Below are 21,792 nucleotides of genomic sequence, written 5' to 3'. Positions count from 1 at the left end.
ATGGGCGATAGCATTCTCTCCCAGGCTGAAATTGACGCCCTTTTAAACGGCGACAGCGGCAGTGCGGAAGAAGAAAAGAAACAAAACGGACCGGAAGGCGATATTCGTCCTTACGATCCGAACACCCAGCGTCGTGTGGTTCGCGAGCGTCTGCAGGCGCTGGAGATTATTAATGAGCGTTTTGCCCGTAGTTTCCGTATGGCGCTGTTTAACCTGCTGCGCCGTAGCCCGGATATCAGCGTCGGGGCGATCAAGATTCAGCCGTATCACGAGTTTGCCCGCAATCTGCCGGTGCCAACCAACCTGAACCTGATCCATCTGAAGCCGCTGCGCGGCACCGCGCTGGTGGTGTTCTCACCAAGCCTGGTGTTTATCGCTGTCGACAACCTGTTTGGTGGCGACGGACGTTTTCCGACCAAAGTCGAAGGCCGTGAGTTTACCCATACCGAGCAGCGCGTTATTCGCCGCATGCTGAAGCTGGCGCTGGATGGTTACAGCGACGCATGGAAGGCCATTTATCCACTGGACGTCGAGTATGTACGTTCAGAGATGCAGGTAAAGTTCACCAACATCACCACTTCACCGAACGACATCGTGGTTAACACGCCGTTCCAGGTGGAGATTGGTAACCTGGTGGGTGAGTTTAATATCTGTATCCCGTTTTCAATGATTGAACCGCTGCGCGAGCTGCTGGTGAATCCACCGCTCGAAAACTCACGTCAGGAAGATAACCACTGGCGCGACAACCTGGTCAAACAGGTGCAGCACTCTGAGCTGGAACTGATCGCGCACTTTGCCGAAACCTCACTGCGTCTGTCACGGATTTTGCAGCTGAAACCCGGTGATGTGCTGCCGATTGAGAAGCCGGAACGCATTATCGCCCATGTCGATAGCGTCCCGGTCTTAACCAGCCAATATGGCACGATGAATGGTCAGTACGCGCTCCGTGTCGAACACCTGATTAACCCGATTTTGAATTCGCTGAACGAGGAACAGCCCCATGACTGACAGTAATAAACCGTCTGACGATATCTCTGCGGACGATCTGTGGGCTGAAGCGATGAATGAGCAGGTCGGCAGCGGCAGTGCGCCGCAGACCGACGAAGTCTTTAAATCATTCGACAGCGGCAACGTCGCTGGATCGCTGCAGGATATCGATCTGATTATGGATATCCCGGTGAAACTCACCGTGGAACTGGGTCGCACCAAAATGACCATCAAAGAGCTGCTGCGTCTGGCGCAGGGTTCAGTGGTGGCACTGGATGGCCTGGCGGGTGAGCCGCTGGATATCCTGATCAACGGTTACCTGATTGCTCAGGGTGAAGTGGTGGTGGTGAACGACAAATATGGCGTGCGCATCACTGACATCATCACCCCATCTGAACGTATGCGTCGCCTGAGTCGCTGAAGAGTCACATTATGAATAGCCAGAATCAAACGCTGCAACCGGTTGCACCGCACGCTCAGGCGATCTCGACCGGCTCCATGCTGGCCCAGGTCAGCAGCGTGTTAGCCGTGATTATCTTATTGATTCTGGCCTGCGCCTGGCTGGCACGCCGTGTCGGCTTCGCGCCGAAAAAGGTCAGCGGCCAGGAGCTTAAACTCACAGCCAGCGTCTCAGTGGGCCAGCGCGAGCGGGTGGTGATTGTCGATACCGCTGATGCGCGTCTGGTGCTGGGCGTCACCGCACAGCAGATTACCCATCTGCATACTTTGCCGCCGGGTGAACCGGTCTCTGTGACGCCGGTTAACAGTGCGCCACAGGATTTTCGTCAGCTGTTACAGAACCTGGTTAAACGTCCCGGAAAACCACAATGATGCGTCGACTGCTTCCTTTATTGCCACTGTTGTTACTGGCACCGGTTGCCCATGCCCAGCTGCCGGGTCTGGTGAGTCACTCGCTGCCGAATGGCGGTCAGAGCTGGTCACTGCCGGTACAGACGCTGGTCTTTATCACTGCGCTGACCTTTATTCCGGCCGTGCTGCTGATGATGACCAGCTTCACCCGTATCATCATTGTGTTTGGTTTACTGCGTAACGCCCTGGGCACGCCCTCTGCGCCGCCTAACCAGGTGCTGCTCGGACTGTCGCTGTTTCTGACCTTCTTTATTATGGCGCCGACCTTCGACAAGATTTATCAGGATGCCTATCTGCCGTTCAGCCAGGACAAGATCAGCATGGAAGTGGCGATTGATAAAGGTGCCCAGCCGCTGCGCGAGTTTATGCTGCGTCAGACCCGTGAAGCGGATTTAGCCCTGTTTGCCCGTCTGGCGAATACCGCCCCGATTGCCGGTCCTGAAGCGGTGCCAATGCGTATTCTGCTGCCCGCCTATGTTACCAGCGAGCTGAAGACGGCTTTCCAGATTGGCTTTACCGTCTTTATCCCGTTCCTGATCATCGACCTGGTGGTTGCCAGCGTGCTGATGGCGCTGGGGATGATGATGGTCCCGCCAGCGTCCATCGCGCTGCCGTTTAAACTGATGCTGTTTGTTCTGGTCGATGGCTGGCAACTGCTGGTCGGTTCACTGGCGCAAAGCTTCTACTCCTGATCCCCCTTTTCTTACCGGAGCAACACATGACACCCGAATCAGTAATGGTAATGGGACAGGAAGCGATGCGCGTCGCCCTGATGCTGGCCGCCCCGCTGCTGCTGGCCGCACTGGTCAGCGGTTTGCTGATCAGCCTGATCCAGGCCGCGACCCAGGTCAACGAACAGACCTTATCCTTTATTCCTAAGATTCTGGCGGTTGCCACTACCGGTATCATTGCCGGCCCGTGGATGCTGAATCTGCTGCTGGACTATATCCGCACCGTCTTTACCAACCTGCCTTACATCATCGGCTGATGATTACTCTCGACAGCAGCCAGCTGGTTCAATGGGTCAGCCAGTTCTTCTGGCCTCTGGTACGCATCATGGCGCTATTCGCCACCGCACCGATCCTCAATGAACGATCCGTCAGCAAACGTGTCAAAATCGGTCTGGCGGTAATGATCACCTGGCTGCTGATGCCGCTGTTACCTGCGGTCAATGTCACCCTGTTTTCCCCTGAAGGCTTCCTGCTACTGATTCAGCAGATGCTGATTGGTATTGCACTCGGCTTCACCATGCAGTTCGCTTTTGCTGCCGTGCGCCTTGCCGGGGAAGTGATTGGTTTACAGATGGGCATCTCATTCGCCACCTTTTTCGATCCTGGCAGCCGTCTTAACATGCCGGTGCTGGCCCGTTTTCTCGACATGCTGGCGATGTTGCTGTTCCTGACCTTTAACGGACACCTGTGGCTGATCTCGCTGCTGGCGGACAGTTTTCATACGCTGCCGATTGGCGGTCAGCCGCTAAATGCCAATGCATTTATGGCGCTGGTGAAATCTGGCGGATTAATTTTCCTTAATGGCATGATGTTAGCGCTGCCCTTAATCGTTTTGTTACTCATGGTAAATCTGGTACTGGGTTTGTTAAACCGTGTTTCACCACAGTTATCAATCTTCGCAATTGGCTTCCCGATTACCTTATCAGTCGGAATTTTAACCATCAGCTTGCTGATGCCTCTGCTAGCCCCGTTCTGTGAGCATTTGTTCGGTGAAGTATTTGATTTACTCGCCGTGTTCCTGACAGAACTATCCCGTCCCTGAACATTAAGTTTCTAACTATCTTTGCATAACGATACTTAAGTATCGCAAAACCATCCGTGCATTTTCCGAACCATGTTTTCCAGAATGCAACTAAGGAAATTCTGATAAACGTGCGGAGAGTCTGAAAATAATTCTTATTAAACCGGGCTTCGCGTATTTTAGTGGGGTGGTTCACAGGAGCGGTCAGACTGTGAATGTGCAGGCAAAATCGACAAGACACTGAATTTACAAGAAAAAAATCTTTAAGTGATTTTTCTTGTTAAAAAATGTTTTTTCCGGCATTGTCAACGCACGCTGAGACATCACACTTTCGTAAAACAAATGTTTTTGAGAATTGTCCTATCAGAAAACTCCGCGTTTTCAAGGATAGTGACCTGGCTCCCAAAAAAATGAGTCTTACTTAACCTCCGACATTTCACTGGCATTCCCCGCCATGGCCGGAGAATGTGTGACGTCATGGCAGCACAAATTTTTTGCAGAACGGGTCAGGGATGAAGACTTTTACGGGCGTTTGCCTGTTGCCAAACTGCACGAGCAGAATAAAAAAGTACCTAAGAAATCTCTCTCGTACCGCAACGCGTATTCATCGTTGATTTAAACGGATAACAAATTGGTGAGGGTCGCTATTATGCCAACTATTATTATGGATTCCTGCAACTACACACGCCTGGGATTATCAGACTACATGTCTTTAAAAGGAGTTAAGAAGAAGAATATCTCTTCTGTCTCCGATATTGAGCAACTACAGCAAAAATGTGAGCAATTAAACCCTGGTGTCGTCTTTATTAATGAAGATTGCTTCATTCATGAATCCGATTCCAGTGAACGTATCCGCAGCATTATTACGCAGCATCCTGATACGCTGTTCTTTATATTCATGGCGATTAGCAATATCCATTTTGAGGAATATCTCTACGTTCGTAAGAACCTGATTATTACATCAAAATCGATGAAGACATCGACCCTGGACTCCTTACTCAGCACCTATTTGCAGAAGAAGCTTAACCAGTCTGCGCGTATCTCTTCGGGCATGGATGTACATCCATTAACGCTGAGCCAGACTGAGTCAAACATGCTGAAGATGTGGATGTCAGGTCATGATACCATCCAGATCTCAGATAAAATGCAAATTAAGGCCAAAACGGTATCGTCACACAAAGGTAATATTAAACGCAAAATCAAAACCCATAATAAGCAGGTTATTTATCATGTGGTGCGTTTAACGGATAATGTGACTTCAGGTATTTACGTTAATATCCGCTGATCATAACATCTGAAGAACCGGCCTCTCTGGCCGGTTTTTTTTTGCCCGGAATTGCGATCCAGATCTCACTCTTACCGCTAAGCCTTTACGCTCTTTTGCCGATGTTATGCCTTATAACAACAGCCTCAAGAGAGCAAGGATATGAACACTGCACGAGATAATAATGGACAAAAAAGCGCAGGCATCTGGCAGAATCTCCGCCTGGTGCCGCTGTTTAGCCTGATCTTCGGCGGCATTTTGCTGCTGTTCGCACTCTGTATTGGTGTCGCCAGTTACTTTCTGATTTCCGGCAATCACTCCCTCGATGATGCCACGGACGAAATTCAGGTTCGTATGGGCCTCTCTAACAGTTCAAACCACCTGCGTACTGCGCGCCTGACCATTATTCAGGCCGGTGCCGCCGCGCGTATTGGTGAAATGGACGAGTTTCGCGCCAATATTGCCGCCGCCGAAAAACGGATCCAGCAGGCAAAAGCTGGCTTCGCGATTTATCAGGCACGTGAAGTTAAGACGCCCGCGGATATGGAACTGGATGCCACGCTGCAGGCTCGCTTCAACGATTACATTACCAAAGGCCTGATACCGATGATTGAATCCGGTAAACAGGGCAGCTTTGAGGGCATCATCGCTCAGGAGACCGATGTAACCCGCAAGCTGGATGACGACTATAACGCGGTGTTGCTGAAGGCGATCAAGATCCGAACTGATCGCGCCAATGCCATTACCGCCCAGGCCGATCAACAGTCGCGCATCGGCTTTATCTCCATGGCCGTGGCATTCAGTGCCGCCCTGGTGCTGGTGCTGTTGACCTTCGTCTTCCTGCGCCGCGTGGTGATTAGTCCGCTGCGTCAGTCGGTGCTGCGTATCGAACGCATTGCGCAGGGTGATCTGACCTCCGCTTCCCTGCCCCATGGCCGCAGCGAGATTGGTACGCTCATCCATAACCTGCAACTGATGCAGCAGGCGCTGGTAACCACCGTTGGTACGGTGCGTGAAGGCGCTGTCGCGATTTATCAGGGCTCCAGCGAAATTTCAGCCGGCAACACCGATCTCTCTTCACGCACCGAGCAGCAGGCTGCGGCACTGGAGCAGACCGCAGCCAGCATGGAACAGCTTACCGCTACGGTGAAGCAGAACGCCGAGAATGCGCATCACGCCAGCCAGCTGGCCGCGGATGCCTCGGGCAAAGCGCGCAGCGGTGGCGAGCTGGTGAGCAGCGTCGTGAAAACCATGACCAATATTTCCGGCAGCTCGAAAAAAATCGCTGAGATCACCAACGTCATTAACAGTATTGCGTTTCAGACCAACATCCTGGCGCTGAATGCGGCGGTAGAAGCGGCGCGTGCCGGTGAGCAGGGTCGTGGCTTTGCGGTGGTGGCCAGCGAAGTGCGTAATCTGGCCCAGCGCAGTGCGCAGGCAGCGAAAGAGATTGAATCGCTGATTGCTGAGTCCGTCACGCTGATCAATGACGGTTCGCATCAGGTTGGCGCAGCCGGTAGCACCATGGGTGAGATTGTCGAAGCCGTACGTCGCGTTACCGATATTATGTCGGAGATCGCGGCGGCGTCAGACGAGCAGAGCCGTGGTATTCAGCAGGTGAGCCAGGCGGTCACCGAAATGGATAACGTCACCCAGCAGAACGCCTCGCTGGTGGAAGAAGCCTCCGCCGCAGCGGCCTCGCTGGAAGATCAGGCGGGTAAACTGACGCAGGCGGTCGCGGCATTCCGCTTGCAGGATGCCCCTGCAACCACAGGTGTGGCTGCACGTGTCTCTTCACCATTAAAGACACCGGCTCTGGCACCCCGTCCGGCGCTGGCAGGCGGCAGCGATAACTGGGAAACCTTCTGAAGTCATACCGGTAAACGTCAGCGGCTGATGTCAGCCGCGTAATCTCCGACAGCTAAAAGCCGCCTTTCCGGCAAACGGAAAGGCGGCTTTTTATTGCGCGTCAGGCTCAGGCTTCCTGGTAAGGCTCGACGAAAATGCCATCCGGCTGGTGCGTCTCGTTAAAAAACCAGATGCCCAGCGGATAATCTTCCAGCGCCACCAGGAACATGGTGCCTTCATTAAACGGCTCCATAGCCAGAATGGTGCCAACACGACGCGGGCCGCCATCGGTTTTGACGCTGACGCGGTCATTTACCTTCATTTCGGTTCTCCAGATTATTGACTGAGTACAGTCTAAACGAAGAACCGTGGCGATGCAGCGCGTTAGCGGCGGGCAATGACCCAGACGGCATGGATGATACCGGGGATATAACCACAGAGTGTCAGCAGGATATTCAGCCAGAAGGCGCCGCCAAAACCAACCTGCATAAACACGCCCAGTGGTGGCAGCAGAATAGCGATAATAATTCGTAAGATGTCCATAACCATTCCTTTAGGTATTGATAAAAATCAGCTTTATCGTTAACTATAGCTGAATCTGCTCTGTTTAGTCGAAAAGTCAGGTAAATCTGAGTAAGGAGAAACTTTTGCAATTCCTTAACATTTCACCGCAAGACTTCTTACGCGTCAGGCCTTTAAACTCTTCTCACTGCGCCACCCCATAGGTGCAGCCAACCTGAAAGTAACAAGGATTTTGCCCGCGCAGCGCGGGCTTTTTTTTTGCCTGCGATCTCTTCGCTCCCGCCTTTCTGCCCTGCGTTCTATACTGATTACTCTGTTTGCTCTCAGGAGTCAGAAAATGACAGACGAAAAACAGCACGGCGATGCTCAGCCATCCGATCTGCAGATTGATGTCGAAGGTTTACTGGCGGCGATTCAGGCCAGAACGTCGGGAGAGGTACGGGAGTATATGGAGCAGGATCAGACGCCACGGCTGGAAGTAGAAGGCCGGGTTTTCCACTCCTATAGCGAACTGGCGGAGGCGTTTGAAATTGATATTTGTGATTATCGCGCCTATGAAGCGAACCGCTGAAATCGATTTCAAAAAAAACCCGGCGGGAAGGCCGGGTAAAAAATCAATTCGTTACACCAGGGAATTCTTAACACCTCTGCAGATTACCCTTTCCCGACGCCGAAACAAGCATCAGATATGCACGTTTCTGCAACCGATCGGGTAATTATGGAGCGACTGTTACCAAAAACACCGCGCCCGCCAGTCACTTAGCCCTGCACACTTCTTGCATACCCACTTTTACTGCGGTTTCGTTTTAAGAATTATCCTGGATTTCCAGCCGGCGTGGCAGGAAAAAAAGTGTGAGCCATATTCAACTATAATATTGAAAAATCGCCGCTTTAGCCGCGAATGTGATGAAAGGAGCCTGTAAATGCCCGATCTCCACCAGCCGTTAATGATAATTACCGATCTGGATGGTTCGTTACTCGACCATCATACCTATCGCTGGGATGCGGCCACCGAATGGCTCACCACGTTAAAGCAGTACGCCGTTCCGCTGGTGATCTGTTCCAGTAAAACGGCAGCCGAGATTATTCCGCTGCAAAAAAGGCTTGGCATCAGCGGTTCACCGTTTATTGCTGAAAACGGTGCCGTGGTGCAAACGCACGATCAGCAGCGTATCCGCCTGCCCGATAACACACTGACCTATGACGCTATCTGCCAGCGGCTGGCTGCCTTGAAAACAGCGTACCGTTTTACCGGCTTCCATGACTTCTCTGATCCGGAAGTGGCCTCGATGACCGGCCTGAGCGAGGCGGATGCAGAACTGTCGCGTCAGCGCGATGCGTCAGAAGTGATTGTCTGGCGCGACAGTGACGAGGCGTTTGACCAGTTCCATGATGCGTTGCGTGCAGAGGGCCTGGCGCTAACCCAGGGCGGGCGTTTCTGGCATGTGATGCCTGCGGGCAGCGGCAAAGGCGAAGCCCTGCGCTGGCTGCTGGCGCATTCACCCGGTGAGGCACGCGTGACCATCGGACTGGGTGACGGCCCTAACGATGCGCCGATGCTGGATGCGGTTGATTATGCGGTCGTAATTAAGGGCTACAGTAAAACACCGGTGACACTCAGCCGATCCGATCAGCAGCAGATCTATCACACGGCTCACCATGGCCCAGAGGGCTGGCGTGAAGGGCTGGACTATTTTTTGACTCAACCTCAATGAGCTGCCCACGGGCATTAAAAGGATGATGCGATGAGTGACTTTTATCAGAATGGCGTAATCACCAACTTTCACAACCTCACCCACCGTAGCGTGGAGTCGCTGGAAAAAGAGATGGTACGCTTTGCCCGCAAACGCAAAATGGGGCTGATCCTGCCATCGCTGTTTTCCGAACTTGAAGGCCCGGCGCTGACGAAAATCGTCGATGAGCTGGCTAAAGTGCCCTATCTGGATGAAATTGTGATTGGGCTGGATCGCGCTGACCGTGACCAGTTCCTGTTTGCCCGCGAGTTTTTCTCCCGTCTGCCGCAACGGCATCGCATTCTGTGGAACGATGGCCCGCGTCTGAAGGCGATTGATGCCGAGCTGGATAAAGAGGGTCTGTCACCCACTAATCCCGGCAAAGGTCGCAACGTCTGGTTCTGCACCGGCTATACGCTGGCGTCAGACCGTACCAGCTGTGTGGCTCTGCATGACTGCGATATCGTCACCTATGAGCGCGGAATGCTGGCACGCCTGCTCTACCCGGTGGCGAACCCGGCATTTCAGTATGAATTCTGTAAGGGGTTCTACGCGCGCGTCGCGGATGGCAAGCTTAATGGCCGCGTGGGACGTCTGCTGGTCGGGCCGCTGCTGCGATCGCTGCAGAAAGTTTATGGCCATTCAGAATATCTGGAATATCTGTCGAGCTTCCGCTATCCGCTCTCCGGGGAGTTCGCCATGCGGACGCATGTGCTGAACGGGATTAAAATCCCCGGCGACTGGGGGCTGGAGATTGGCGTGCTGTCGGAGATTTACCGTAACTACACCACCCGCCAGTCGTGCCAGGTTGAGATCGCCGATAACTACGATCACAAGCATCAGCCGCTGGCTGAAGATGACGGCACCGGCGGCCTGAAGCGCATGAGCAGCGATATCGTCCAGTCACTGCTGCGTAAGCTCGCCACCATGGGTGTGCCGCTGACCAGCGACTCGTTCCGGGTGCTGAAAGCAACCTATTATCGTAATGCGCTGGATATGATGGAGACCTATAACCACGAGGCGGCGATGAACGGGCTGAAGTTTGATCAGCATGTGGAAGAAGCAGCGGTAGAGATGTTTACCCAGTCGATTCTGGAAGCGGGTCAGGCGTTTATTGAGCGTCCTAACGATAAGCCGTTTATACCGAGCTGGAGTCGCGTCCAGTCAGCCTTCCCGGATGTGCTGCAGCGGATCTATCAGGCGGTTGAAGAAGATAACGACGGTAACGTCTGAAAACAGGGCGGCACAGGGAGCGTGCCGGGCCAGAAAAAGCAGAAACCGGGCCTGGCGGGTCGCAGAACCCACAGGCCTGATGCTGTCAGCCCGCCAGTTGCTGCGCGGGATTCAGAGCGCAGAGCTCATCGCTGCGAAAGGCTTCGCTGCGCACGGCATAGCCGTCGTACCAGCGGCACTCTACCATGCCACTCGCGTAGCCGGTCACCACCATCGTCTGCCCTTCTTCCTTATGCTGTACTTCTTCACTGATTGCGAAAACCATGATGCGCTCCTTTTATTAACCTGAGTGTTATTAACCTGAGTGATTATTTTCTTTATAGCAGGCGAATAACGTTCCTGCCTGTTAAGGCACGCAAAAAAAGGGCAAATTCGGAATTAATCAGCTGGATATGCGGAAAATAAAAAAAGCGGATAAAAAAACTTATCCGCTTTGATGAAGTATTGACGCTGACGTCAGATTTTACAGCCTTCGCAATCGGCTTCGTCGCCGAGATCATCCGGCACTTCGCTGGCTTTTTTCTCTGCTTTCGCTTCAGCCTGCTCCAGTTGTGCGTCGATATCAAATTCAAACATGTCGTCGTTCATCGTCATTCTCCTGACCGTAAATCACAGTGCGCTTTATACCGATTTTCCGCGCACTCTGGCAATAAGGTTGACCACTAACAGCACGATCGACCCAATGATAAAGCCGAGCACCAGGTTGGCGCCGTTGCTGAGCAGCATAGCGATCCAGCCGCTGAAGCCACTGCTGACTTCCTCGATCAGATGATGCAGCGGTGCGATACCGTGCACCACAATACCGCCGCCGACCAGGAACATGGCGATGGTGCCGACCACCGAGAGGATCTTCATCAGCCAGGGCGCGGCAGCCAGCAGCACACTACCCAAACCCTGCGCAAGGCGGGACGGTTTTTCACGCAGCCAGAATCCAAAGTCATCAATTTTGACGATAGCCGCCACGATGCCGTAAACGCCCACCGTAACCAGAATAGCGATGCCCGCCAGGATAATCACCTGGTTGAGCAGCGGCGATTCCGACACGATGCCTAAGGTAATCGCAACAATTTCGGCTGACAGAATGAAATCGGTGCGCACCGCGCCTTTGATCTTCTTCTTCTCAAACTCTGCCGCATTCTGATTCGCCAGCGAATCGAGTCGCTGCTGACGCGCTTCCGGTGATTTGCTCTGCTTGTCATGCTGAAGACTGTGCATCACCTTCTCCACGCCTTCGTAGCAGAGATAAGCACCGCCAATCATCAGCAGCGGCGTAATCAGCCAGGGCGCAAACGCGGAGATAATCAGCGCCAGTGGCACCAGGATCAGTTTATTAAGAAACGATCCTTTGGCAACGCCCCATACTACCGGCAGCTCACGGTTGGCTTTCACGCCGCTGACCTGCTGAGCATTCAGCGACAGATCGTCGCCCAGTACGCCAGCGGTCTTTTTCGCCGCCACTTTCCCCATGACGGAAATATCGTCCAGAAGTGTTGCAATATCATCAAGTAAAGTCAGTAAACTGGTTCCCGCCAAAATCTTATCCTTAGTCTGGTTCGTTATGTTGACAACATGGGCAGCGCTCAATTTCCGTAACGGTCATCTCGGCGATGCCCTCACAATCCCACTCTACCCGCACCGTCTCGCCTGCTGCTCCTTCAGCATGCAGATATTTGCTGACCGGGCTTTCGGTCATGCCGGTGATCTCCTCCGTGGCGACAAGCCTGTCACCGCAGTAAACCCGCGCGGTCGCTTTGGTATTCACCATCCGCTCGTCACGAATCTGGTAAAGGCGTTTTACCGTCAGTTTTATGCTGCTCATTTCAGGCTCCTGGCCACGGAGAAAGCGCAGATCTAACCAATTATGTCTGTGATTAGCAATCGGCGTCGTAATGATGAATGCCCTGATGGTCGACTTCGGCACTCTCCGGCATCGCCAGCAGCCACTCCTCCAGCCGCTCCAGCAGGTCCTGATCCGTCAGGCGCAGTTTGCCACGTAGCGCACACTCCCAGATGATCAGCACTTTCCAGCCGCTCTCCTGCAGCTGGCGCACATAACGCCGGTCACGTTCAACGTTGCTGTTGATTTTTCCGGTCCAGAATTCTGTGCGCGTCGCCGGCAGTTTAAACAGATAGCAGTGATGACGATGCCAGAAGCAGCCATGAACAAAAATAATTGCCTGATGTTCTGTCAGAACGAAATCGGGCCGACCCGGCAGGTTTTTATCCTGCACGCGAAAGCTGAATCCCCGATCTTTCAGCAGCAGCGCAATACGTTGCTCAATGGCCGTATCCTGAGCGCGAATGGCACGCATATTTTTGCTGCGTATTTCGCTGGAGTGAACATCAGCCATAACCTCTCCTTTTTTGCTGGTACTTCAACTTTAGTCTGCGTCACGAAAAGCGAAAGCCGCCGCCCGACGACTTCACACAGTGTGCCGCAAAAACAGAACATTCCGGGGGGCTGGCACAGGGCACATCCAGGCAATTTCCTCACAGCGTCTGGAGTGATAGCATAGGCACCTTACTGTTAAGGAAAAACGCATGCATCCCGCCGCCCTCGCTGAACCACTCTCTGCTGCACTTTCATCTGCTGATGCGTCTGAACTCTTTCAGCAGGTGCTGGCAATCTATTCGGTTCGTGATCTCACGGCCCGCCTGCAGCAGGCAGGATTTTCCTGCTGGACGCCGGCACTCCTGAACCGGATTCGTCAGGGCAAAACCGCCCTGCCACCGCTGTGTGAGGCGGAACTGTCGCTGTTACAGGGGCTGCTGCCATCCCGTCCCGCCCATTATGATAATCCTGAATTTCGTTTTATCGATCTCTTTGCCGGTATTGGCGGCATTCGTAAGGGGTTCGAGGCGATCGGCGGCAAGTGCGTGTTCACCAGTGAATGGAATAAAGAGGCGGTCCGCACCTATAAAGCTAACCACTACAGCGATCCGCTGGAGCATCACTTTAATACCGATATCCGTCAGGTCACCCAGCCGGAAGGTCTGACCGACGATGAGGCGATATACCGCGCGATAGATGCGGCAATCCCCGATCATCAGGTGCTGCTGGCCGGTTTTCCCTGCCAGCCCTTTTCGCTGGCGGGCGTCAGCAAGAAAAATGCGCTAGGCCGTGCACATGGCTTTGAGTGTCAGGTACAGGGCACGCTTTTTTTCGATGTGGCCCGTATCCTGGCAGCCAAGAAGCCGCCGTTCTTTGTGCTGGAGAATGTGAAAAACCTCAAGAGTCATGACAAGGGCCGCACCTTCGCCATTATCATGGAGACGCTGGATGAGCTGGGGTATGACGTTGCGGATGCGGGTGCCAGCAGCCCGGATGCCAAAGTGATCGATGCGCGTCACTTCCTGCCGCAGCATCGCGAACGCATTGTGCTGGTGGGTATTCGCCGTGACCTGAAAAAGCAGGATTTTACGCTGCGTGATATCCGCCGTTTCTACCCGGCGCAGGTACCCAGCCTGCAGAGCCTGCTGGAGAGCGCGCCGGACGACAAATATATCCTGTCACCGGTCCTGTGGCGCTACCTCTATCAGTATGCGAAAAAACATAAAGCCAAAGGCAATGGCTTTGGCTTTGGCCTCAACGATCCGCGTAATCCTGACTGCTGCGTGCGTACGCTGTCAGCGCGTTACTACAAAGATGGCTCAGAGATCCTGATCGATCGCGGCTGGGACAGTGCGCTGGGCGAAGCGGAGTTTCAGGATGCCGATAACATGGCGCGTCGGCCACGCCGCCTTTCCCCGCGCGAGTGCGCCCGTTTGATGGGCTTTGATGTGCCAGGACGCGAGCCGTTCCGCATTCCGGTTTCGGATACCCAGGCTTATAAGCAGTTTGGTAACTCGGTGGTAGTGCCGGTGTTTGCAGCGGTGGCTCAGCTGTTACTGCCACATATCCGTCAGCTGAAGTCGTAAGCACCGTGAAATGAAAAAACACGTCTGGCGACGGGTTTCAGGTTCCTGTAAAACCTGGCCAGATTAGCGGTGAGATCGAGCCTGCTCAGGGAACAGGGTCAGATCGGAAAGACGCAAAAACTGTCATCCATGACCGCTCGGCCCGCGCAATTACGCACCTCATCCCTGAGGTGCGCCCGTAGCCGGGCCAACGCTTTGCGTTGTTCAAAAACGCTCCCGGCGTTTTTGTCCCTGCCGCGGGACGCTTTCCTTATCTGACCCTGTTCCCTGCGCGCTGAGGTATTGAGTTGCGGCCAGATTTAGCCGGTTTCAGCAAACCCTGAAAAGTAAAAACCCGTCTGGCGACGGGTTTCTGTTTTATTTCTTCTTCTTGCTCTGCTTCTTCAGCAGCAGCCGAATCTGCTTCAGCTCTGTTGCACTTAATGCATCGGTCTTCACGTCAGCGGCACTGGATCCCTCAGTCCCCTCTTCAGTGATATCCTGGTTATCAATCGCCGGATGTGGATGCGTTTCCAGACTGGCCTGCAAACGTTGCACAATCTCCTGGCTCATCGAAATCTGATTTTCCAGCGCCAGCTGTTTAATCGTTTCTTTCAGCTCAGGATCAATTTTAATTGTTAAATTAACAGTTTCAGTCATCGGGCAGCTCCTTTTTGTTATTGCTACACGCTACCGGATGACCGTTTCGATTAACATACTGTCACAAAAATTTAATATTCGGTTTGTAAAGGTGTGAAGTCCCGCAGCACACCCTCATCCATACCCACCAGATTGCCCTGTAGTTCGGCATAAAGCTTCGCCATATAGCGCACCAGGAAATCGGCGTTATGTTCAGCCAGCATGCGGCCGGTTTCGGTGTGCATGGTTTCCGGCAGACGCAACAACTTCTTCTGGAAATGATCCAGCGTCCACTTAACATCATTCAGTTCGCGTTCTTTACCCAGCGGATCCTGGCTGTCGAACAACGGCCGATTCAGCGCACCGGCGGTGTAGAAGACCCGCGCCAGCCCGATCGCGCCCAGCGACTCCAGCCGATCAGCATCCTGTACAATTTTAGCTTCCAGCGTCTGAGGCGGTATGCCGGCGCTGAAACTGTGGGTTTTAACGGCATGCATCACGGCATCAATCTTTTCAGCCGGGAAATCGAGAAAATCCTGCTGCAGAATGCGCTGGGTTTCCGTCGCGGCATAGGTTGAGGCGAGATGGCGTTCCGGATGGTTCTTCGGCAGGTTCACCACATCGTGAAAATAGCAGGCGGTCAGCACCACCAGCGGATCAGCGGATGTACCGTTCATTATTCGCTGTGCGCTCATCCAGACACGCCGCAGATGGGCGATATCGTGCGCGCCGTCGTCGTGGATCCAGTTCGCCTGAAACCAGCTTTCATAGCGAGATTGCCAGAGTGTGAGTGACATAATCTATCTCCCTGTAGTGATCGACAGCAGTTTTTCTGTCGCGATCAGTGCGCAAACGGCAAGCCATCATAGCGACTGGCTAATGACACTTTTTTTACAGTGCAGTTGAAAAGAGCAGCGCTGCCAGCGATTCCGGGCAGAAAAATGAGATCTGGATCATCTGTATAGCATCTCTGTTACACAATAACCGCAATTTCGGCTGTTTTCAGTCTTTCCTCAGTGAATTGCTGCTAAGAAAATTAGTTTAACAGACGTAATGTTTGGTTCGATCTTAACCAACTTCCTGCCTCATGCTCAGCGTTTTTTTGTCACGCGATTAAGTGTAAAACTGCACGTTATGACAGGTGAAAAAGTCTGAAAAGGTTCCTATTTTTACGGTTATAACGTACTGTATCCGGGCTATTCGTCGCTTTTTGCCAGTTGCGTGATAAGCTTTGGTGCGCTTTTTGCATTTTGCTGATTTTTAACTACTAAAGTGACAATTATACAGTGACAGTCAGCCGACAAATTATTAAGCAAAATGATTTAAAGCTTTTATGATAACTCTCAGATGTGAAGCAAATGGACTTTTACAGCAGTAACCGGGTTCTACTAATAGAAAGAGGTAATCCATGAAAGAACGGCCGATTCTTTTTTCCGAACAGCGTGTTCGTGCCCTGTTGGTTGGCCAGCAAACGCAAACCCGGCGCATTATGAAAACTCAGGCTTTCGGTCCGGGACAGGATCATCACGAGGGCGTACACGCTTTCGATGTGAGTGCTAATCATCTGCATGGTTATAAAATGATGTCGATGACGGATATCAGCTATCAGTGTCCTTACGGTAAACCGGGTGACGTGCTCTGGGTGCGTGAAACCTGGCGTGGCCCGATGGTACCCGAGCAGTATCTGGCCGATTATGAACGCGACCCGACGCCCTTCCGCCAGCCAGAATATTGCCAGTATCGTGCAGACAGCAACGAGCTGGGCCAGCATGCACTGAGCACGCCGGAAGCAGAACAGTTTGGCTGGCAAACCGCCATTCATATGCCGCGCTGGGCCAGCCGCATCAATCTGGAGATTACCGGCGTGCGCGCCGAGAAAATTCAGGACATCAGTGAAGATGACATTATGGCGGAAGGCGTGCAGACCGATTCGCACTTCCTCAACAACTTCTTCACCATGAACGTCAATTCTGAATCGCCCAAAGAGGCGTACCGCAAAGCCTGGGAAAAACAGTATGGTGCGACCAGCTGGGAAGTGAATCCCTGGGTGTGGGTAATTGAGTTTCATCGTATTGAGCGCAACTGACGCCCCGGCCCCACGCTTTGCGGGCTGAATCACAGACAACGACCGTGCTAACGGGTTGAATAGACGGCCCTTAGCCCTGTCGCCAGATGAACAGTGCCAGCATGGTGTTTCGATGCTGGCATTTTTATGTCTGTCGCGTCAGGATAGCGAAATAGTCCGGTTCTGTGCGGGAGTTGCGATGTTTAAATGGCCCTGGAAAACGCATAACGACGCCACCCTGGCTGCGCTGCCGTGGCAGCATGGGCTGGCGCAGCCGATATTCAGCCAGCTGGATGAGGCTGAACAGCAGGCGCTGGTTGAGCTGGCGCAGCGCTTTCTGCAACAGAAAAAGCTGGTGCCGCTCGACGGTGTTCAACTGGATGAATTGCGCAGTGTGCGGATCGCTCTGCTGTTCTGCCTGCCGGTGTTGAAACTGGGTCTGGAGTGGCTGGACGGTTTCCACGATGTGCTGATCTATCCCGAGCCGTTCGAGGTCAACGATCAGTGGCAGGATGACGATGGGTTGGTTCACAGCGCGCCTGCGGTCCATGCCGGACAGAGCTGGACGCAGGGGCCGGTAGTCCTCAACTGGCTCGATATTCAGGACTCGTTCGATCTCTCCGGCTTTAATCTGGTGATCCACGAAGTTGCGCACAAGCTGGATGCCCGCGGCAGCGGTTACACCAGCGGTATTCCGGTCATGTCGCTGCGTGACGTCGCACTCTGGGAGAAGGATTTGCGTGCCGCGATGGCGGAGATAGAGAGTGAAGTTGAACTGGTGGGTGAGCAGGCCGCCACGATCGATCCTTACGCCGCCAGCGATCCTGCCGAGTGCTTCGCCGTGCTCTCTGAATATTTCTTTACGGCTCCGGTTCTGCTGGCCGAACGCTTTCCCGCCATGTATCAGCATCTGCGCCAGTTTTACCAGCAGGATCCCCTGGCCAGAATCGCCGCTGACACTGCGCAAACTGCTTAAATCACGATCGCTTTGCGTTAAAGCTAGCCAGTTGAATGATAATGTATTTTTTGCTGTTGACACCTTAGAGCGACGCCGTTAATATTCGCCTCGTTCACACGATTCCTCTGTAGTTCAGTCGGTAGAACGGCGGACTGTTAATCCGTATGTCACTGGTTCGAGTCCAGTCAGAGGAGCCAGATTAGAAAAACCCGCTCAGGGAAACCTGAGCGGGTTTTTTGCTTTTCAGCGATCCCAGTTTTCTCTTCCTGTCTGACTGTTCATCTCAGCTCGTCTGCGGCTGCTATTACCGAGACCACCGTTAAGTCTGGATCAACGCATGCTGTATGGCGCAACCCTGTCATGGTGTTATGACGAGCTGGCTTTAAATAAAAAACCAGCCGGGCAATATTTGCGCCAGCTGGCTCATACTAATGACGAATTATCACTCAGGAATGGTCAGTACCTGACCCGGTGCAATTTTATCCGGGCTGCTGAGAAGGTTTTTATTCGCCTCAAAGATTTTCATGTATTGGGATGCATCATTGTAAAACTGCTTGGCGATGGCGCTGAGCGTGTCGCCTGATTTAACCGTATATGTACGATTACTCCCTGCGGCGGTGACAGACTTATCTTCAACATTTTTATCCACAGCATGTAACAACTCATCGCCTATATTTTTAATATTATCCAGAATGCTCATATTTACTCCCCTATCGTTTCTGATACGTTTAGTTTAATAAAGAAAACAGGATTGCCAGGCAAACACTACGCGGCGTACGATACACCTGCTTTTAATTCATGGGTTAAACCACTGCTAAACGTTGCTGTAAATAATATAAAAACAGAGGATATTAATGATGGGCATATTGTCATGGGTTGTATTCGGATTACTTGCCGGCATTATCGCCAGATGTATTATGCCAGGCAAAGAACATATGGGCATTTTCATGACCATTATTCTGGGTATTATCGGTGCGCTGATTGGCGGTGTAGTCAGTACCGCTCTGGGTTTTGGCAAGGTCGATGGCTTCAATATTTACAGCATTGCTATTGCCACCGTGGGTTCAATTATTGTGCTGTTTGTCATTCATAAAATCAGAGCGTGTAAACAGTCTTAATAGATTACGTTAAAGGGGATAACAGAATGAGTTTACTGGAAACAGTACTGGCCATGTGCGGCCTGAATAATCAGACCAGCCAGGAAGTCAAAGGTGTGCTGGAGTGGGTTGAGCAGCAAGGTGGTTTACATACTATCGTGAGTCACCTGCAGAGCGGCGAGTACAGTGAGGTGGTCAACTCCTGGCTGGGCGATGAGCAGAACGTTGCGCTGAGCAGCGACCTGGTGCAGAAGATGATTAACTCTGAGGCGATTGAGCAACTGGCTGCGCGGATGGGCATCAACACCAGCGATGCACTGAACCTGCTGGCGAAATATCTGCCGCAGCTGGTGGATAAAGCGTCAACGGCGGGTGTTGTGGATAAAAAAGCCGATCTTACCGGACTGGTGAGTCAGTTAATGCACTAAGCATGATGCTAGTGAAAGATAAAAGCCTGCTGCGAAAGTATGGGCTTTTATCTTTTAGATTAGTCAGGATAAATTAAGACGAATGCTGGAAAGCTCTTTTAAACGTTTATAGAAACTCTTCAGATGTTCCTGTAGAAAACATCAAAATAGACTTTACAACCTCTCTTATACACCCTACCAGATAAACTCTAAAAACAAGCGCCATTACGCAATTGAATGAAAGTGATTAACATTATCTGAGTCATTTACCTATATCAGGAAATTATATTTAATCATTTTCCGGAACCAGCACAAGACAACCCTGCTCAATTTTCACCGTAATAATGGTTCCGGTATCAAATCCTGCCTCACGCAGCCATTTTCCGCTCAGATGTATTGCAGGTGTACTGCAATCACCGCGTTTAGGCTGATAGCCGATGGTATAGCGACGTTGTGTTTTTGATGGCGCGCCTTCAGATGAGAAGTGGCATTGATCGAGGTTCGTGGTCATGGGGATGTCTCCAGTATGCTTTTAAACCGCCACCTGAGGTTCCAATCTCATGGGTGGCAGACTGAACGAGGTTGGAACTACCGGGCATACTGAACCGGCGCACCCTGAGGTGCCCTCGCCCAGCCCACCATTGAGGTGTAGCGAGACGTACGACAATAATACATTGTCGCCAGTATGATTAACCGGAGTTCCAATTCCGTCGCCTGATTTTGCAGGCGCAGAAAAAGAATACGTCGATTAACGCTGGACGACAACAGGCAGTATTGGAACACAACTCGCAGATATTAAACGAAGTTTCCTGACATGCCTATCAGAGATCTCTACCCTGTATTAATCGGAGAAATGAAGTCCACACTCTATCCTGGCCCAAACGCAAAAAGGCCCGCAACGTAGCGGGCCTTTAACCAGACAACATACAACAACCGTTATTTTTCATGGTAGCGATGCACTGCCGGATAATATTCCAGTCCATACAGCTGGCTCAGCGGCAGCAGCAGTTCTACGTTAATATCATGCACACGTTCACTCGCCACAGGGCCGCTCAGCAGCTGTTCAAACCAGGCTATCAGTTTCTGTTTCATCTCAGGCTCTCCGCATCAGTTGATGCCCTGAGTAAACCCGCATACACGCCCGATCAGAACCAAAAATTTCTGCGCTGCTTATGCCGGAAATGGCATAAGCAGCCCGCATCTGTTTAGCCAGTGCCAGACACCGGCTGCTCAAAACGGTTACTGCGTTATCAGCGTCACCCAGTTCGCGCCTTTACCAGCCGGGGCTTCAGCAACCCGTTTGAGTTCGCCGCTGGCGGGATCGATAGCGTAACTGCCAATCACCGCGCTCTTCTCCCCGCTGGCGATCAGCCATTTACCCTGCGCATCAATCGCAATACTGCGGGGCTGTTTTTCAACCGGCCAGCTGCCGATCAGCGTTAGTTCACCCGACTGTTTATCAACCCGGTAGCCGCTGACGGTACTGGAGGTGCGCTCGGTCACGTAGATAAATTGTCCGTCAGGCGTGATTTTGATGTCTGCTGCCCAGATGCGCGGCGTGGGATCGCTGTAGCCCGCCGGGCGCTGCTCGCCATGCTGCAGGTTATATTTCTTCGCCACCGCATTCGGCCAGGTTTTCAGCTCCGTCAGCGACCCATCCGCCGCGCGCCGGAACTGCGTAATGGTGCCGCTCATCTCCGCGAGGTTATAGAGGAAGCGATTGTCGGGCGAAATCACCGAATGTCGTGCGCCGCTGTTCTTCTCGCCCTGAACAAATCCGGTTCCCAGCGGCGTTATCGCGCCATTATCAGCAAAGGCATATTGCAGCACGCGATCCGCGCCAAGGTTGCCGACGTAGAGGGAATGATTGCTGACGTCGGTAATCACCGAGTGGGCATGCGGCCCGGTTTTCACCTCGCCCGTGACCTGGGGTGTCACAATGCCTTTGTCATCAATCCGGTTGCTGGTGACGATATCGCTGTCATAGGAGGCGGCCAGCAGATAGCGCCCACTTCTGTCAGTGGTGATCCACGGAAAGCTGGCTACAACCGGTGTCACCGCCAGTTTCTGCAAATCACCATGCGAACCCGAGACGCGCCAGCTGATGATCGAATAAGGCGGACTCCGCAGCGCACCATAGAGCCGTTTACCATCCGGGCTGGCCGCCAGCGGCATAATCTTTTTACCGGCAGGCGTATCGCCACGCCATTGCAGGCTGCCATTCGCCTCGCTGAGCTGATAGCGGGAAACGGTGCCGGATTCAGCATTGGAGACATAGACAAAGGTTGTCGCCCATAACGGGGCGCTACACAGCAGCGGCAGGAGTGCCAGCGCCGTTTTCAGACGGATCATAGGGTCACCTTGATAAGTAGTGTCTGCGTCGGTGCGCAGCAGGCATTACGCTAACCCTGTCTGAGAAGGCTGGCTTTGTGCAACTGTCTGAAATTCGGTTCGAAAGTCTGGAGATGTGACGGAGATGTTATTTTTGATGGTGCTGAAAGAGGTGTAACGCCTTTCCCC

The 21,792-nt window shown here is 52.7% G+C and carries 29 protein-coding genes and 1 tRNA gene; 17 read left to right on the top strand and 13 right to left on the bottom strand.

Features of this window, described 5'->3' with window-relative positions; translation table 11 throughout:
• The 8 genes from fliM to HFD95_RS11665 all read left to right on the top strand — a co-directional run bounded on the left by fliM (window position 1) and on the right by HFD95_RS11665 (window position 6,742).
• A complete protein-coding gene (gene fliM / locus HFD95_RS11700) occupies window positions 1-1,008 on the top strand; it encodes a flagellar motor switch protein FliM (RefSeq protein ID WP_003854473.1) in 1,008 nt (335 codons plus the stop codon).
• Complete coding sequence (gene fliN / locus HFD95_RS11695) at window positions 1,001-1,408, top strand: flagellar motor switch protein FliN (protein WP_010247669.1); 408 nt, start codon at window positions 1,001-1,003, stop codon at window positions 1,406-1,408. The genes fliM and fliN overlap by 8 nt, the downstream gene beginning before the upstream one ends.
• Window positions 1,409-1,419: 11 nt before the next feature.
• On the top strand, window positions 1,420-1,818 hold the full coding sequence (fliO, locus tag HFD95_RS11690) for a flagellar biosynthetic protein FliO (protein ID WP_167430276.1): 399 nt from the start codon (window positions 1,420-1,422) through the stop codon (window positions 1,816-1,818).
• The gene (gene fliP, locus HFD95_RS11685; RefSeq protein ID WP_010247675.1) at window positions 1,818-2,549 is read left to right on the top strand and encodes a flagellar type III secretion system pore protein FliP; all 732 of its coding nucleotides are present in this window, start codon (window positions 1,818-1,820) and stop codon (window positions 2,547-2,549) included. The genes fliO and fliP overlap by 1 nt, the downstream gene beginning before the upstream one ends.
• Window positions 2,550-2,575: 26 nt before the next feature.
• A complete protein-coding gene (gene fliQ, locus HFD95_RS11680) occupies window positions 2,576-2,845 on the top strand; it encodes a flagellar biosynthesis protein FliQ (protein ID WP_003854466.1) in 270 nt (89 codons plus the stop codon).
• Window positions 2,845-3,630 carry a flagellar biosynthetic protein FliR gene (fliR, locus tag HFD95_RS11675; protein ID WP_010247683.1) on the top strand — a complete coding sequence of 262 codons (786 nt, stop codon included), beginning with the start codon at window positions 2,845-2,847 and terminating at the stop codon, window positions 3,628-3,630. Before fliQ ends, fliR begins: the two co-directional genes overlap by 1 nt.
• A 628-nt stretch (window positions 3,631-4,258) precedes the next feature.
• Window positions 4,259-4,894 carry a transcriptional regulator RcsA gene (rcsA, locus tag HFD95_RS11670; protein ID WP_010247685.1) on the top strand — a complete coding sequence of 212 codons (636 nt, stop codon included), beginning with the start codon at window positions 4,259-4,261 and terminating at the stop codon, window positions 4,892-4,894.
• Between the two features lie 141 nt (window positions 4,895-5,035).
• Window positions 5,036-6,742, top strand: a complete 1,707-nt coding sequence (locus HFD95_RS11665; protein ID WP_167430275.1) for a methyl-accepting chemotaxis protein — start codon at window positions 5,036-5,038, stop codon at window positions 6,740-6,742.
• 106 nt (window positions 6,743-6,848) lie between these two features.
• On the opposite strand, the gene dsrB is transcribed toward HFD95_RS11665, so the two are convergent.
• Both dsrB and HFD95_RS11655 read right to left on the bottom strand, forming a co-directional pair.
• Entirely contained in the window at window positions 6,849-7,043 is a 195-nt protein-coding gene (gene dsrB / locus HFD95_RS11660) for a protein DsrB (protein WP_010247689.1), read from the bottom strand.
• A 62-nt stretch (window positions 7,044-7,105) separates the two neighbouring features.
• A complete protein-coding gene (locus HFD95_RS11655) occupies window positions 7,106-7,264 on the bottom strand; it encodes a YqaE/Pmp3 family membrane protein (protein ID WP_010247691.1) in 159 nt (52 codons plus the stop codon).
• 316 nt (window positions 7,265-7,580) lie between these two features.
• Here HFD95_RS11655 and HFD95_RS11650 point away from each other — a divergent pair, with 316 nt between their 5' ends.
• From HFD95_RS11650 to HFD95_RS11640, 3 genes are all read left to right on the top strand, one after another.
• Complete coding sequence (locus HFD95_RS11650; RefSeq protein WP_010247694.1) at window positions 7,581-7,814, top strand: DUF2525 domain-containing protein; 234 nt, start codon at window positions 7,581-7,583, stop codon at window positions 7,812-7,814.
• 352 nt (window positions 7,815-8,166) lie between these two features.
• Window positions 8,167-8,958, top strand: coding sequence for a mannosyl-3-phosphoglycerate phosphatase-related protein (locus HFD95_RS11645; protein ID WP_124890057.1), 792 nt, complete (start codon window positions 8,167-8,169; stop codon window positions 8,956-8,958).
• Window positions 8,959-8,988: 30 nt separating this feature from the next.
• On the top strand, window positions 8,989-10,209 hold the full coding sequence (locus HFD95_RS11640; protein ID WP_010247700.1) for a glycosyl transferase: 1,221 nt from the start codon (window positions 8,989-8,991) through the stop codon (window positions 10,207-10,209).
• Window positions 10,210-10,294: 85 nt separating this feature from the next.
• Here HFD95_RS11640 and HFD95_RS11635 read toward each other — a convergent pair whose 3' ends face one another.
• From HFD95_RS11635 to HFD95_RS11620, 5 genes are all read right to left on the bottom strand, one after another.
• Window positions 10,295-10,474: a YodC family protein gene (locus tag HFD95_RS11635; protein ID WP_010247703.1), complete on the bottom strand. Its 180-nt coding sequence runs from the start codon at window positions 10,472-10,474 to the stop codon at window positions 10,295-10,297.
• Window positions 10,475-10,665: 191 nt separating this feature from the next.
• Entirely contained in the window at window positions 10,666-10,797 is a 132-nt protein-coding gene (locus HFD95_RS22225) for a hypothetical protein (RefSeq protein WP_003854444.1), read from the bottom strand.
• Window positions 10,798-10,830: 33 nt separating this feature from the next.
• Window positions 10,831-11,742: a DUF808 domain-containing protein gene (locus HFD95_RS11630; RefSeq protein WP_010247708.1), complete on the bottom strand. Its 912-nt coding sequence runs from the start codon at window positions 11,740-11,742 to the stop codon at window positions 10,831-10,833.
• Window positions 11,743-11,752: 10 nt separating this feature from the next.
• Window positions 11,753-12,028: a hypothetical protein gene (locus HFD95_RS11625; protein WP_010247711.1), complete on the bottom strand. Its 276-nt coding sequence runs from the start codon at window positions 12,026-12,028 to the stop codon at window positions 11,753-11,755.
• Between the two features lie 52 nt (window positions 12,029-12,080).
• Window positions 12,081-12,560 carry a very short patch repair endonuclease gene (locus HFD95_RS11620; protein ID WP_167430274.1) on the bottom strand — a complete coding sequence of 160 codons (480 nt, stop codon included), beginning with the start codon at window positions 12,558-12,560 and terminating at the stop codon, window positions 12,081-12,083.
• A 190-nt stretch (window positions 12,561-12,750) separates the two neighbouring features.
• Here HFD95_RS11620 and dcm point away from each other — a divergent pair, with 190 nt between their 5' ends.
• A complete protein-coding gene (gene dcm / locus HFD95_RS11615) occupies window positions 12,751-14,127 on the top strand; it encodes a DNA (cytosine-5-)-methyltransferase (protein ID WP_010247715.1) in 1,377 nt (458 codons plus the stop codon).
• A 357-nt stretch (window positions 14,128-14,484) separates the two neighbouring features.
• On the opposite strand, the gene HFD95_RS11610 is transcribed toward dcm, so the two are convergent.
• Entirely contained in the window at window positions 14,485-14,766 is a 282-nt protein-coding gene (locus HFD95_RS11610) for an Arc family DNA-binding protein (protein WP_010247717.1), read from the bottom strand.
• 71 nt (window positions 14,767-14,837) lie between these two features.
• Window positions 14,838-15,542 (bottom strand): phosphohydrolase, encoded by a 705-nt coding sequence (locus HFD95_RS11605; RefSeq protein ID WP_167430273.1) that lies wholly within the window; start codon window positions 15,540-15,542, stop codon window positions 14,838-14,840.
• Between the two features lie 611 nt (window positions 15,543-16,153).
• Here HFD95_RS11605 and HFD95_RS11600 point away from each other — a divergent pair.
• From HFD95_RS11600 to HFD95_RS11590, 3 genes are all read left to right on the top strand, one after another.
• Window positions 16,154-16,831 carry a hypothetical protein gene (locus HFD95_RS11600; protein WP_010247721.1) on the top strand — a complete coding sequence of 226 codons (678 nt, stop codon included), beginning with the start codon at window positions 16,154-16,156 and terminating at the stop codon, window positions 16,829-16,831.
• 178 nt (window positions 16,832-17,009) lie between these two features.
• Entirely contained in the window at window positions 17,010-17,786 is a 777-nt protein-coding gene (mtfA, locus tag HFD95_RS11595; protein ID WP_010247723.1) for a DgsA anti-repressor MtfA, read from the top strand.
• 103 nt (window positions 17,787-17,889) lie between these two features.
• A tRNA-Asn gene (locus HFD95_RS11590) sits at window positions 17,890-17,965 on the top strand.
• A gap of 245 nt (window positions 17,966-18,210) precedes the next feature.
• On the opposite strand, the gene HFD95_RS11585 is transcribed toward HFD95_RS11590, so the two are convergent.
• Complete coding sequence (locus HFD95_RS11585) at window positions 18,211-18,468, bottom strand: LysM peptidoglycan-binding domain-containing protein (protein WP_010247725.1); 258 nt, start codon at window positions 18,466-18,468, stop codon at window positions 18,211-18,213.
• 157 nt (window positions 18,469-18,625) lie between these two features.
• Here HFD95_RS11585 and HFD95_RS11580 point away from each other — a divergent pair, with 157 nt between their 5' ends.
• Together HFD95_RS11580 and HFD95_RS11575 are read left to right on the top strand one after the other, a co-directional pair.
• The gene (locus tag HFD95_RS11580) at window positions 18,626-18,886 is read left to right on the top strand and encodes a GlsB/YeaQ/YmgE family stress response membrane protein (protein ID WP_010247728.1); all 261 of its coding nucleotides are present in this window, start codon (window positions 18,626-18,628) and stop codon (window positions 18,884-18,886) included.
• A 26-nt stretch (window positions 18,887-18,912) separates the two neighbouring features.
• Window positions 18,913-19,293, top strand: a complete 381-nt coding sequence (locus HFD95_RS11575; RefSeq protein WP_010247730.1) for a YidB family protein — start codon at window positions 18,913-18,915, stop codon at window positions 19,291-19,293.
• A 268-nt stretch (window positions 19,294-19,561) separates the two neighbouring features.
• Here the strand turns inward: HFD95_RS11575 and HFD95_RS11570 are convergent, their stop codons facing one another.
• The 3 genes from HFD95_RS11570 to HFD95_RS11560 all read right to left on the bottom strand — a co-directional run bounded on the left by HFD95_RS11570 (window position 19,562) and on the right by HFD95_RS11560 (window position 21,624).
• Window positions 19,562-19,783, bottom strand: coding sequence for a SymE family type I addiction module toxin (locus HFD95_RS11570; RefSeq protein ID WP_010247732.1), 222 nt, complete (start codon window positions 19,781-19,783; stop codon window positions 19,562-19,564).
• A 425-nt stretch (window positions 19,784-20,208) separates the two neighbouring features.
• A complete protein-coding gene (locus HFD95_RS11565) occupies window positions 20,209-20,364 on the bottom strand; it encodes a hypothetical protein (protein WP_010670871.1) in 156 nt (51 codons plus the stop codon).
• Window positions 20,365-20,511: 147 nt separating this feature from the next.
• Complete coding sequence (locus tag HFD95_RS11560) at window positions 20,512-21,624, bottom strand: beta-propeller fold lactonase family protein (protein ID WP_167430272.1); 1,113 nt, start codon at window positions 21,622-21,624, stop codon at window positions 20,512-20,514.
• Window positions 21,625-21,792 lie beyond the last annotated feature (168 nt).

Source organism: Pantoea sp. EKM10T, from assembly GCF_011800685.1.
In the GTDB taxonomy this organism is placed as follows: domain Bacteria; phylum Pseudomonadota; class Gammaproteobacteria; order Enterobacterales; family Enterobacteriaceae; genus Pantoea; species Pantoea agglomerans.
Note: the sequence above shows the minus strand (reverse complement) of the source record. Positions and strands in the feature narration are given on the sequence as shown.